General features: G+C 72.3%; 9 protein-coding genes. 6 read left to right on the forward strand and 3 right to left on the reverse strand.

All coding sequences use genetic code 11. The annotated features are described in order from the left end of the window. Window positions 1-3: 3 nt before the first annotated feature. From BIV03_RS10010 to BIV03_RS10020, 3 genes are read right to left on the reverse strand one after another with little or no spacing between them, the layout of a single operon-like run. The gene (locus tag BIV03_RS10010) at window positions 4-954 is read right to left on the reverse strand and encodes a carbohydrate ABC transporter permease (RefSeq protein WP_070418198.1); all 951 of its coding nucleotides are present in this window, start codon (window positions 952-954) and stop codon (window positions 4-6) included. A gap of 51 nt (window positions 955-1,005) precedes the next feature. Further along, complete coding sequence (locus BIV03_RS10015) at window positions 1,006-2,313, reverse strand: sugar ABC transporter substrate-binding protein (protein WP_071295578.1); 1,308 nt, start codon at window positions 2,311-2,313, stop codon at window positions 1,006-1,008. A gap of 4 nt (window positions 2,314-2,317) precedes the next feature. Next, window positions 2,318-4,294, reverse strand: a complete 1,977-nt coding sequence (locus BIV03_RS10020; protein WP_071295579.1) for a glycoside hydrolase family 127 protein — start codon at window positions 4,292-4,294, stop codon at window positions 2,318-2,320. A 165-nt stretch (window positions 4,295-4,459) separates the two neighbouring features. Between BIV03_RS10020 and BIV03_RS10025 the strand changes: the two genes are divergently transcribed. The 6 genes from BIV03_RS10025 to BIV03_RS10050 all read left to right on the forward strand — a co-directional run bounded on the left by BIV03_RS10025 (window position 4,460) and on the right by BIV03_RS10050 (window position 11,953). Further along, window positions 4,460-5,509, forward strand: coding sequence for a LacI family DNA-binding transcriptional regulator (locus BIV03_RS10025; protein ID WP_071295580.1), 1,050 nt, complete (start codon window positions 4,460-4,462; stop codon window positions 5,507-5,509). A gap of 258 nt (window positions 5,510-5,767) precedes the next feature. Further along, a complete protein-coding gene (locus BIV03_RS10030) occupies window positions 5,768-7,501 on the forward strand; it encodes a xylulokinase (protein ID WP_083403344.1) in 1,734 nt (577 codons plus the stop codon). Beyond that, entirely contained in the window at window positions 7,498-8,196 is a 699-nt protein-coding gene (locus BIV03_RS10035) for an L-ribulose-5-phosphate 4-epimerase (RefSeq protein WP_071295581.1), read from the forward strand. The genes BIV03_RS10030 and BIV03_RS10035 overlap by 4 nt, the downstream gene beginning before the upstream one ends. Then, complete coding sequence (araA, locus tag BIV03_RS10040; RefSeq protein WP_071295582.1) at window positions 8,193-9,734, forward strand: L-arabinose isomerase; 1,542 nt, start codon at window positions 8,193-8,195, stop codon at window positions 9,732-9,734. The genes BIV03_RS10035 and araA overlap by 4 nt, the downstream gene beginning before the upstream one ends. Window positions 9,735-9,744: 10 nt before the next feature. Further along, window positions 9,745-11,004, forward strand: a complete 1,260-nt coding sequence (locus tag BIV03_RS10045; RefSeq protein WP_071295629.1) for an FAD-binding protein — start codon at window positions 9,745-9,747, stop codon at window positions 11,002-11,004. Window positions 11,005-11,101: 97 nt separating this feature from the next. Then, on the forward strand, window positions 11,102-11,953 hold the full coding sequence (locus BIV03_RS10050) for a hypothetical protein (RefSeq protein ID WP_071295583.1): 852 nt from the start codon (window positions 11,102-11,104) through the stop codon (window positions 11,951-11,953). Window positions 11,954-12,008: the final 55 nt, after the last annotated feature.

The following is a 12,008-nucleotide window of genomic DNA, read 5'->3' on the forward strand; positions in this document are numbered from 1 at the left end:
GGCTCAGTCCTTCTCTCGCAGTGCCCAGAACTGGAACACGGTGACGGCGGCGATGACGACGACGAGGGCGATCGACTCGGCGGTCGCCGCGCCGAGCTGCAGGTTCACGAAGCCGCGGTTGTAGATCGCGTTGACGATCGTCGTGGTCTCCGTGCCCGGCCCGCCCTGGGTCAGGATGTAGAACTGGTTGAACGCGAGCAGTGACCCGATGACCGAGATGATCGCGCTGAGGGCGAGCGTGGAGCGGATCATCGGCATCGTGATGAGGCGTTCGGTCTGCCACCACGAGGCCCCTTCGAGCTGGGCGGACTCGTACACCTCGTCGGGGATGCCCTGCATGGCGGACATCACGAGCACCATCGTCAGCCCGGACACCGCCCAGACGACGAGCACGCAGATGAGCAGCGTCGCGAGCGGGCCGTTCACGAGCCACGCCGTGCTGCCGTCGGTGATCCCGAGCCAGCGCAGCACCATGTTCACCGCGCCGGAGTTCGGTTGCGCCTCGAGCACGAGCATGAACGACAGCGTGGTCAGCCCGACGACGTACGGCAGGAAGAACACCGTGCGCAGGAACGTCGACCCGCGCCGTCGGGCCCGGATGAGCACGGCGAGGAAGTACCCGAGCGCCAGGATCGGCACCGTCACGATCGCCGTGTAGAGCAGCGTGTACCCGATGGCGTGCACGAACGTCGGGTCCTGGAACAACGTCAGGTAGTTCTGCAGTCCGATGAACCGGTACGGGCCGATCAGGGGCCAGTTCGTGAACGAGATGTAGAGCGCGAACACCAGCGGCGCGAGGACGAACACCGCGACGAACACGATCGCCGGGGTGACGAGCACGGCGCCGGTGCGCGGCGGGTGCGTGAGCGAGTTCCGGGACGGACCCGGGCGGCTGACGCCACGGCCGACGGTCGGACGGCCGGCGCCGGTCCGTCGGTTGGAGACGGTGGTCATGTCTGCACCTCTCTGTGCAACGAGCGAACGAGCGAACGAGCGAACGGTCGCTCAGGCCTGGACCTGGTCGAGGATGCGGGTGTAGTCCGACTGCGCCGTCTTCATGGCCGCAGCTGCCCCCGAGCCGAACACCGCCTCGCGGAACATCGCGAAGTACGGCGACGAGGGCTGGTTGACGAGCAGGTTGTACGCGAGCGTCTGCGGCGCGTACCCCTTCTCGATCGCGTCGAGCGGGCCGAACGCGAGCGGGTACTTCTTCCGGTAGGCGGGTGTCGCGGCGTCGGACCGGGTCGGGAAGTACCCGCCGTCCGGCAGCGCCTGCTGTTGCTGCAGACCGTTCGCGTACTGCATGAACGCCCAGCCCCCGGACGGGTTCGCCGCCCCGTTCGGGATGCACATGTTGTCGCCGCCGTCGAAGAACGAGCGCTTGCCGTCCCACGACGGGATGAGCACCGTCTGCATCTTCGCCCGCATCGCCTTCGTCACGGCGGGCACGGTCGCACCGTACGAGGTCGGGAAGATGCCGACCTTGCCGGCCCGGAAGTCGGCGCCCCACGTGGTCCCGGCGTCCGCGTAGGTCGCCTTCGACAGCACGCCGTCCTTCCACAGCTGCCGGTAGAACTCGAGCATGCGTTCGAGCGCCTCGTTGCCGGTGATGTTCGCCGTCTGCTTGCCGACCTCGCCGGACATCATGTCGACGCCGGTGGCCCAGACGTGCGGCTGCGTGACGAACCCGATGATGCCGGCGGCGTTGCCCGAGATCGACCACCCGTACACGTCGTCGCCGGTCTTCCGGATCGCCTTCGCGGCGGCGAGCAGCGAGTCGAGGTCCTTCGTCGCGTCCTCGACGTCGAGGCCGGCCCGGTCGAACAGCTCGGTGTTGACGAACAACTGTGAGTTGTCCGCCAGGTACGGCAGCCCGTAGTACCGGTCGCGGTACTCGAGCAGCCGGAGGTGCCCGGGCGAGATCGCGTCGAAGTAGTCGAGCCCCTTCACGACGTCGGTGAGGTCGGCGAACGCCTCGCGGAAGATGAACAGCTGCGAGTTGATGTCGTCGATGTCCACGACGTCCGGCGGCTCACCACCACGGATCGCGGTCGCGAGCTTCGTCACGTACTGCCCGTCCGGCACCGGCGTCAGCTCGACCTGCAGCTTCGGGTTCGCCTTGTTGAACCCGGCGACCGCCGCCGTCAGTCCGGCCTGCGTCGCCGAGCGGCACCAGACGTGCACGGTGCCGGTCGCGTTCCGGCCGAAGCTCGCGACGCGCGCGTCGACCTTCGGCAGGGTGCCGGAGCACCCCGCCAGGGCGAGGGCTGCCCCGCCGGCGAGACCGCCGGCGAGGAACGCTCTGCGGTCCATCGTGTCACCGCGCCAGCGGGAGCCAGACGCGCATCGGCGCGGCTCCGCGGTTCGCCCAGGCGTAGTACGGGACCGCGGTGGCGGTGACGTCCTGGAGGCGCGTGGTGGCCGCCGTGGACCCGGCCGCGTCGTCGACGCTGGTCGCCGCACCTGCGTGATCCGTTCCTCCTGGACCGTCCAGTCGGCGGTACGGCCACGCTGCCTGCGCGTGCTCGGCCGGGGCGTGTCCGGCGACGCGCAGCGTGACGACGCCGTCGAGGAGCCCGTCCTGGCGCTCCTCGGTGATCGGCGCGTCGGCGTCGACCGTCAGGTCGTCGACCGTGAAGCCCCGCTGGTCCGCCTGCTCGACCGCGTACACGAGCGGTCCGCGCTCGATGGCGACCTGCCCGCGTGCGGCGTCGATCCGGGCGTCGGCGACGTACCGGTGCGGCGTCGTGTCGAAGACGAGCTCGACGGTGTCGCCGGCCGTCCACTCGCGGTCGATGACGTGCAGCGTGCCCGCGGCGGGGCTGGCCGTGCCGTCCGGACCCTGCACCGTCGTGGTGTCCGACCACGACGGGATCCGCAGGCCGAGGGCGAGCGGGCCGTCCTCGGTGACGGTGACGACCACGCGGCCGTCGTGCGGGTACCCGGTCTCGACGTCGACCGGGCCGAGCGTCGCCGTGGCGTACTGGTGCAGCTGGAGGCCGCCGTCGGTCGCCGTCGCGAGGTAGCCGTCGAGGCTCGCGAACGTCCGCATGATGTTCGGCGGGCAGCAGGCGCAGTCGAACCAGCCGCGGCGGCCGTGCGCGGGGGAGCGGTTCTCGTCCTGGTGCGCGTGGTCACGCTGCTGCAGCGGGTTCACGTAAAAGTACTCGGTGCCGGCGAGGCTCACGCCCGCGAGGAACGCGTTGTACAGCAGTCGCTCGATCGCGTCGGCGTACACGGGCTTCCCAGTCGCGAGGAGCAGGCGCCAGGCCCACTGGATCCCGCCGATGGCCGCGCAGGTCTCGGCGTACCCGCGGTCGGTCGGGAGTTCGTACGGGTCGCCGAACGCCTCCCAGTCCCAGCGCGCACCGAGGCCGCCGGTGATGAACGCCTTCGTGGCCATCATGTCCGCGAACTGCGTCTCGCTCGCGGTCAGGAGCTCGGTGTCGCCGGTCTCGATCGCGACGTCCACGGCGCCGGCCGCGAGGTACACGGCGCGGACCGCGTGGCCCTCGACGGTCGTCGCCTGTCGGCTCGGGACCCGGTCGGAGAAGTACGTCGGCTCGCCGCCGGCGCGCTCGATGATGCCGGTGCCCCGGGCGTCGACGAACCAGTGCGCGAGGTCGAGGTAGTCGCGGTTGCCGGTCTCGCGGTAGAGCTCGACGAGCCCCATCTCGACCACCGGGTGGCCGTCGACGTCGCGGACCTTGCCGGGGCCGTCGCCGAACGTGCGGACGAGGTGGTCCGCGCTCTTGATCGCGACGTCGAGCAGCCCGGTGTCGCCCGTCGCCCGGTGCTGCGCCACGGCCGCCTGGTACAGGTGTCCGGCGCAGTACATCTCGTGGCTCCACTTGAGGTCCGTGTACCGCTCGCCCTTCCCGCGGATCTGCTGCACGGAGTCGAGGTAGCCGTCGTCGGCCTGCGCCTGGGCGTACAGGGCGGTGACCTCGCGCTGGAGTTCCAGCAGGTCCTCGGCGGGGGCTCGGCCGTACTCCCACGCCACCGCCTCGAGCCACTTCGTGACGTCGGAGTCCATGAAGATCGGGCCGGTCGCGTCGCCCTCCTCGAGGCCGGCGGCGATGCGGAGGTTCCGGAAGTTCCCGGCAGCCTCGAGCAGGGCGTACCCGCCGCGGACCGCGTCGCGGCCGTTCCGCTCCTGTCGGAGGGCCCAGAAGCCGCCGGTGATCCGGGCGTCGCCCGTGGGCAGCGGACGGAGCGTCAGGTGCGCGTCCGCGGTCGGGAGGACCGGGGTCGCGGTGTGCGCGCGGCTGTCGGTCGCGAGCGTGGTGGTCATGTCGCCTCCTTGCGATGTGACTCAGGCCGGGTCCGGTTCCGTGCTGGTTCCGGAAAACGGTTTCTGCGGAGGACGTTACGACACGACCTGGAGGCGCGCAAGGGCGTCTTCTCACATCGTGCGTATAGTCGTGGTCAGTTTCCCGCATCCGGAAAGGGGTTTGCCGTGACACTGGAGCGCGCTGGGCGGACCGTCCGGATCACCGACGTGGCGGCGCTCGCCGGCGTGTCGATCGGCACCGCCTCGAAGGCACTGAACGGCACCGGGCAGCTCCGGGAGTCGACGCGCGCCCGGGTGAAGGACGCCGCCGAGAAGCTCGGGTTCGTCGGCGACGCCCGGGCCCGCGCGCTCTCCTCGGGGCGGACCTACACGGTGGGCATGATCACGACGGACTCGTTCGGCCGGTTCTCGATCCCGGTGCTGCTCGGCGCTGAGGACGCCCTCTCCGCCGGGCAGATGGCCGTGCTGCTGTGCGACACCCGCGACGACCACGTCCGCGAGGCCCACTACCTCCGCTCGCTCGCCGCCCGCGGGGTCGACGGCATCATCGTGACCGGCCGTTCCGCCGACGCCCGGCCGCCGATCGACGTGCCGATCCCGGTCGTGTACGCGTTCACGCCCTCGACCGACCCGGACGACGTGTCGGTCACGCTCGACGACGCCGCCGGATCGGCGGCCGTCGCCGCGCACGTGCTGTCGACCGGGCGACGGCGTGTGGCGATCGTGACGGGGCCCGAGCGGCACCGGTCGGCGGTCCGGCGTGTTTCCGGCGCCACCGAGGTGCTCGGCGCGAGCCTCGTGGCCGAACCGCTGTACGGCGAGTGGTCGGAGCGGTGGGGGCGGCAGGCGGTGGACGTGCTGGCGCGGGGCGTGGGGCTCGCGTCGGCAGGGACCGGGGCCGGGGCGGCGTCCGGGTCGGGTGCGCTCGGCGTGGATGCGATCGTCTGCGGGAGCGACCAGATCGCGCGGGGCGTGTGCGATCGGCTGCGGGAGCTCGGGCTGTCCGTGCCGGACGCCATCGCGGTCGCCGGGTTCGACGACTGGGACGTGATGGCGCTCGCGAGCCGGCCGCCGCTGACCACGGTGGACCTGCGCCTCGAGGAGCTCGGGCGCGTGGCCGGTCGGGCGCTGCTCGACCTCATCGACGCGGGCGCTGCGGCGTCCGCGACCGTGACCCCGTCCCTGGTCGTCCGCGAGAGCACCGTCGGCGCGTAGGGCCCCGCGCGGGGCCCGCGTGCCGAGGTCGCACGACTCGCCGCGGCCTGGTCGGTCAGGTCGCACGACGTGCCGTTCGGGGCGGCGGCGAGCGGCAGTTCGTGCGACCTCGCCGAGCGCGGGCGGGCGGCGGCGTGCGGCGGCGAGCGGCGGTTCGTGCGACCTGGGCGGGCGCGGGCGTGGCGGCGTTGCGGGAGTGAGCGCTCACGTGCCAGGATGTGAGCGCTCACGGAGGACGACGAGGTTCTGGAGGAACGCATGGGCGACGACCGCAGGCAGCAGGTCGTGGACGGCCGCACCACGCTCGGGATCGAGCTCGGCTCCACCCGCATCAAGGCGTGCCTCGTGGACGAGGACCTCGTCCCCATCGCCGCGGGCGCCCACGAGTGGGAGAACGAGTTCGTCGACGGGCGCTGGACGTACTCGCTCGAGGCCGTCGAGACCGGACTCCGCGCGGCCTACGCCGCCCTCGTGGCCGACGTCGAGGCCCGGTACGGCGTCACCCCGACGACCTTCCGCGCCGCCGGCGTCAGCGCGATGATGCACGGCTACCTCGCGTTCGACGCCGCGGGCGAGCTGCTCGTGCCGTTCCGCACCTGGCGCAACACCTCGACCGGCCCCGCCGCCGAACGGCTCAGCGACGCGCTCGGCTTCAACATCCCGCTGCGCTGGTCCATCGCGCACCTGTACCAGGCCGTCCTCGACGACGAGCCGCACGTCGCCGACCTCGCGAGCGTCACGACCCTCGCCGGGTACGTGCACCGACGGCTCACGGGGCGGGACGTGCTCGGCGTCGGTGATGCGAGCGGTGTCTTCCCGATCGACAGCACCCCGGCGGACAGCGGTCCGGGCGACCCCGGCACGCGCGACTACGACGGCGCGATGCTCCGGACGGCCGAGGACCTGATCGGGGTCGGGGACCTCCGGGCGCTCCTGCCCGAGGTGCTCGTCGCCGGGGACGACGCGGGAGCCCTCACCCCCGAGGGCGCCGCGTGGCTCGACCCGTCCGGCACCCTGCTCCCTGGTGTTCCCCTCTGCCCGCCCGAGGGCGACGCCGGCACGGGCATGGTCGCGACGAACGCCGTCGCACCGCGCACGGGCAACGTCAGCGTCGGCACGAGCATCTTCGCGATGGTCGTGCTGGAGCACCCGCTCTCGACCCCGCACGAGGAGCTCGACGTCGTCACCACGCCCTCCGGGGACGCCGTCGCGATGGTGCACTGCAACAACGGTGCGAGCGAGATCGCGAGCTGGGCGCGCGTGTTCGGCCGGTTCGCCGAGGCCGCGAGCGAGCGCACCGGCAGCACGGCACCGGACATCGACACCGTGTACGCGACGCTGCTGGCCGAAGCCGAGCACGCGGACCCCGACGCCGGCGGCCTGCTCTCCTTCAACTACCTCGCGGGGGAGCCCGTCACGCACGTCGAGGACGGCCGGCCCCTGCTGCTCCGGACCCCGGACGCACGCTTCACGCTCGGCAACCTCGTGCGCTCCGAGGTGCACGGCGCCTTCGCCACCCTCGCGATCGGCATGGACGTCCTGCACGGCGAGGAGGTCCAGGTCGACCGGATGACCGCCCACGGCGGGCTCTTCCGGACGCCCGGCGCGCCGCAACGCCTGCTCGCAGCCGCCCTCCGCGTGCCCGTCGCGCTCGAGGAGACCGCGGGCGAGGGCGGTGCGTGGGGGATCGCGGTGCTCGCCGCCTACCTCGAGCACACCGACCAGCACCTGGCGGACTTCCTCGCCGACACGGTGTTCGGGGGTGACGCGGTGCACGTGGCCGAGCCCGAGCCGGCCGACGTCGACGGGTTCCAGACGTACCTCGAGCGCTACCGGCGGGCACTGCCCGTCCAGGACGTCGCCGCCGCCGCGACCCGCACCGGAGCGACCACCGCAAGCACCGACACCAGCGCCAGCGCGACCACCCCCGGAGCCGAGCCGACGACGGCAGGCGAACCGCGCCTCCAGGCCGAGAAGGAGCCGACCCGATGACCACCGACACCCAGCAGGCCGTCGCCGCCACCCGCGAACGCGTCGCCCGGCTGCACGGCGAACTCGTCCGCTACGGCCTCGTGATCTGGACCGGTGGCAACGTCTCCGAGCGGGTGCCGGGCACGGACCTCTTCGTCATCAAGCCGAGCGGCGTGTCCAGCGACGACCTGACCCCCGGGAACCAGGTCGTCTGCACGCTCGACGGGGTGCCGGCCGACGGCTGGGAGAACAGCCACGGGCCGAGCTCCGACACCGCCGCGCACGCCTACGTCTACCGGAACATGCCGGAGGTCGGCGGCGTCGTGCACACCCACTCGACGTACGCGACGGCGTGGGCGGCACGGGCGGAGCCCATCCCGTGCGTGATCACCGCGATGGCGGACGAGTTCGGCGGACCGATCCCGGTCGGGCCGTTCGCGATCATCGGCGACGACTCGATCGGACACGGCATCGTCGAGACCCTCGCCGGCCACCGCTCGCGTGCGGTGCTCATGCAGAACCACGGCGTCTTCACGATCGGCCGCGACGCGAAGGACGCCGTGAAGGCCGCCGTGATGTGCGAGGACGTCGCCCGGACCGTGCACATCGCGAAGCAGGGCGGGGACGTCGTCCCGATCGCCGAAGCAGACATCGACCGACTCTTCGATCGCTACCAGAACGTCTACGGACAGACCCCCGAAGGAGCACTCCAGTGACCCACGACACAGCGACGCACGTCGTCGACCCCGCCGAGACGCTGGCGGGCTACGAGGTCTGGTTCCTCACCGGCTCCCAGGGGCTGTACGGCGAGGAGACCCTGCGCCAGGTGGAGTCGCAGAGCAAGCACGTGCACGAGACGCTGGCACCGCACGTGCCGGTGAAGCTCGTGTGGAAGCCCGTGCTGAAGGACGCCGACGGCATCCGGCGCGCCCTCATCGAGGCCAGCGCGGACGACAAGGTCATCGGTGTGACGACGTGGATGCACACGTTCAGCCCCGCGAAGATGTGGATCGGCGGCCTGCAGGCGCTCACGAAGCCGCTGCTGCACCTGCACACCCAGGCGAACGTCACACTGCCCTGGGCGGACATCGACTTCGACTTCATGAACCTCAACCAGGCAGCGCACGGTGACCGCGAGTTCGGGTACGCCCTGGCGCGCCTCGGCGTCCGGCACGCCACGGCCGTCGGGCACGTCTCGGACCCCCGCGTCCAGCAGCGGGTCGCGAACTGGACCCGCGCCGCCGCCGGTGCCGCGGCCGTGCGGGAGCTCAAGCTCACCCGGTTCGGTGACAACATGCGGTACGTCGCGGTCACCGAGGGCGACAAGACCGAGGCGGAGATCGAGCTCGGCGTGCAGGTGAACACGTGGGCGGTGAACGAGCTGGCCGAGGCGGTCGCCTCGGCGGAAGCCGACACAGCAGCGGTCGATGCGCTCGTCGCGACCTACCAGCAGGACTACGACGTCGACCCGTCGCTCCGTGACGGCGGTGACCGCCACGAGTCCCTCCGCGACGGCGCCGCGATCGAGATCGGCCTCCGCACCCTGCTCGCGCAGAACGGGTCCGCCGCCTTCACCACCAACTTCGAGGACCTCGGCACGCTCAAGCAGCTGCCCGGCCTCGCCGTGCAGCGCCTGATGGCCGACGGGTACGGCTTCGGTGCCGAGGGCGACTGGAAGACCGCCGTCCTCGTCCGTGCGATGAACGTCGCCGGCGCCGGCCTCCCCGGTGGCGCGTCGCTCATGGAGGACTACACGTACGACCTCACGCCGGGTGCCGAGAAGATCCTCGGCGCGCACATGCTCGAGGTCTCGCCGACCCTCACCACCACGAAGCCGACGCTCGAGATCCACCCGCTCGGCATCGGCGGCAAGGACGACCCGGTGCGCCTGGTCTTCACCGCCGACGCCGGCGAGGCCGTCGTCGTCGCCCTCTCCGACACCCGCGACGGCTTCCGCCTCACGGCGAACGTCGTGGACGTCGTCCCGCCGACCGCCGCGTTGCCGAAGCTGCCCGTCGGTCGCGCCGTCTGGGAGCCGCGCCCGTCGTTCCCCGTCGCCGCCGAGGCCTGGCTCACCGCCGGCGCCGCCCACCACACCGTCATGACGACGGCCGTCGGCCTGCAGGTGGTCGAGGACTTCGCGACCATGGTCGGCACGGAGTTCCTCGTCATCGACGAGCACACCACCGAGCGCGGGTTCCGCGACGAGCTGCGCCTCCAGCAGACGTGGCACCGTTTCGACCGGGGGTTCTAGGCTCGTGACCGTGAGCGCGACGACGCGGACGAACTGGGCGGGCAACGTCACCTACCGGGCGTCCGGCCTGGCGCGCCCGACGTCGGTCGACGAGCTGCAGCAGCTCGTCGCGTCGACGCCGCGCCTGACGGCGCTCGGGTCACGGCACTCGTTCAACACGATCGCCGACACGGACGCGCTCCAGGTGTCGCTGGCGGACCTGCCGCCGGTGCTCGACATCGACGAGGACCGCCGGGTCGTGCGCGTCGCCGCCGGCATGATCCACAGCCAGGTGGCCGCGGGCCTGGAGGCGCGGGGCTGGGCACTCGCGAACCTCGCCTCCCTGCCGCACATCTCCACCGCCGGAGCGGTCGCCACCGGCACGCACGGCTCCGGCGTGCGCAACCCGTCGCTCGCGCAGGCCGTGGTCGGCCTCGAGGTCGTCCGCGCTTCCGGAGACCTGGCGTTCGTCGATGCGTCGACACCGGACGGTTCCCTCGACGCACACCGGGTGGCGCTCGGCGCGCTCGGTGTCGTCACCGCGGTCGAGCTCGCGATCGAGCCCACCTTCCAGGTCGCCACGACCGTGCACCTCGACCTGCCGTGGGACGCCGTCGCCGCGCACTTCGACGAGGTCGTGTCGGACGCGTACTCGGTGTCGCTGTTCACCTCGTTCGACGACCGCGGGGCCCGGCAGGTCTGGGTCAAGCACCGCGTGGGCGAACCGGCACCGGCCGTCGACCTCGTCGCGCTCGGCGCCCGTCCCGCCGACGGTCCGGTGCACCCGGGGGAGAACGACCCCGCCGGCGTCACCGAGCAGGGCGGCGTGCCGGGGCCCTGGTCCGAGCGGCTCCCGCACTTCCGGTCCTCGTTCACGCCGTCGACCGGGGCGGAGATCCAGGCGGAGTACCTGCTGCCGGCCGGTTCCGCGGTCGACGCACTGCAGGCGCTCCGACCCCTGGAGCCGCTGTTCGCGCCGATCCTCATCGCGGCCGAGGTCCGCACGATCGCCGCCGACACCGGCTGGCTCGCACCGTCCTCGGAGCGGCAGTCGGTCGGCATCCACTTCACGTTCCGGCGGGACGCGAGCGCGGTGGCAGCCGCGGTGGAGCGGATCGAGGACGTCCTCGCGCCGTTCGACGTCCGCCCGCACTGGGGGAAGGTCTCGGCGGCGAGTGCCGAGCGGCTGCACGGGGTGTACCCGCGGCTGTCCGACTTCGCCGCGCTCGCCCGTGACCTCGACCCGACCGGGCGGTTCCGGAACGCGTTCCTCGCGCGCATCCTGACCTGACCGGGGGGCAGCGCTCCCAGGGGCTTCGGATGACATCTCCGGCCGATCCACCGGGGCGTTCCTGAGCGCTCACATGTGCGATCACAAAGGTTGGGGCATGGCGAACCTCAACCGCATCATCGGCATGGCCGGCAAGGTCATCGACAAGCAGCTCCAGAAGCGCGGGCAGGCGGGACCCGCGGCCGGCGCCGGGCAGCAGCAGGGCGGGACGGACTGGCGCGGCATCGTCCGGAGCGCGGCGGACAAGCTGACCGGGGACGACCGGAACCAGCAGGCGCAGCACGGGCAGCAGCAGCCGTACGGCCAGCAGTATCCGTACGGGCAGCAGCAGCCAGGCCAGCAGCAGCACGGTCAGCGGCAGCACGGGTCGGCCGACTCCGACCAGGTCGCGATCGCCAAGTACGACTACCTGCTGCGGACCGCCCCGCCGGAGCAGCTCGAGCAGGTCCACCACGACGCCTTCGCCCGGCTCACCCCCGCGCAGCGCCAGCAGATCCGCAACCGCCTGAACTCCGAGCTGCCGCCGCACGAGCACCTCCGCGACGACTCCGCCGGCGGGATGGCCCGCGCGATGACCCGCGGTGAGGTCGCTCGGCCCGGACTCGTCCGACGTGTCCTGGGCGGCGGCGGATCGGCGGGGCGCGGCCGCGGTGGAGCGTTCGCCGGCGGGGCAGCGGTCGGCGCCGGTGCGATGGCGCTCGGCGGTCTGGGCGCAGCGGTCGCCGGTGGCGCGGTGCTCAGCGCGGCCGCGGGGCCGGTGCTGGCCGAGGCCGCGAACCTCGGCGTCGACTTCGAGGGCATCGCCGCCGGGATCGGCGACCTCGGACTCGGGGACCTCGGCGGTGGTGTCGAGGGACTCGCGGGCGAGGGCGAGCAGCTCCTCGGTGGGCTCGGTGAGCAGGCGTCGAACCTCGGCAACGACTTCCTCGGTGGGCTCTTCGACCGCTGATCGGGTGGTGAGTGGTGACCGTTCTGGTTCGCGATTCCCGGGGATCGCGAACCAG

Origin of the sequence: Curtobacterium sp. MCBA15_016 (assembly GCF_001865105.1) — a bacterium.
In the GTDB taxonomy this organism is placed as follows: Bacteria; Actinomycetota; Actinomycetes; order Actinomycetales; family Microbacteriaceae; genus Curtobacterium.

What these genes read in the sequence shown, in the direction of transcription:
- BIV03_RS10010 (WP_070418198.1), bottom strand. Translation starts at nt 954, where the DNA reads ATGACCACCGTCTCCAACCGACGGACCGGCGCCGGCCGTCCGACCGTC.
- BIV03_RS10015 (WP_071295578.1), bottom strand. Translation starts at nt 2,313, where the DNA reads ATGGACCGCAGAGCGTTCCTCGCCGGCGGTCTCGCCGGCGGGGCAGCC.
- BIV03_RS10020 (WP_071295579.1), bottom strand. Translation starts at nt 4,294, where the DNA reads ATGACCACCACGCTCGCGACCGACAGCCGCGCGCACACCGCGACCCCG.
- BIV03_RS10030 (WP_083403344.1), top strand. Translation starts at nt 5,768, where the DNA reads ATGGGCGACGACCGCAGGCAGCAGGTCGTGGACGGCCGCACCACGCTC.
- BIV03_RS10035 (WP_071295581.1), top strand. Translation starts at nt 7,498, where the DNA reads ATGACCACCGACACCCAGCAGGCCGTCGCCGCCACCCGCGAACGCGTC.
- BIV03_RS10050 (WP_071295583.1), top strand. Translation starts at nt 11,102, where the DNA reads ATGGCGAACCTCAACCGCATCATCGGCATGGCCGGCAAGGTCATCGAC.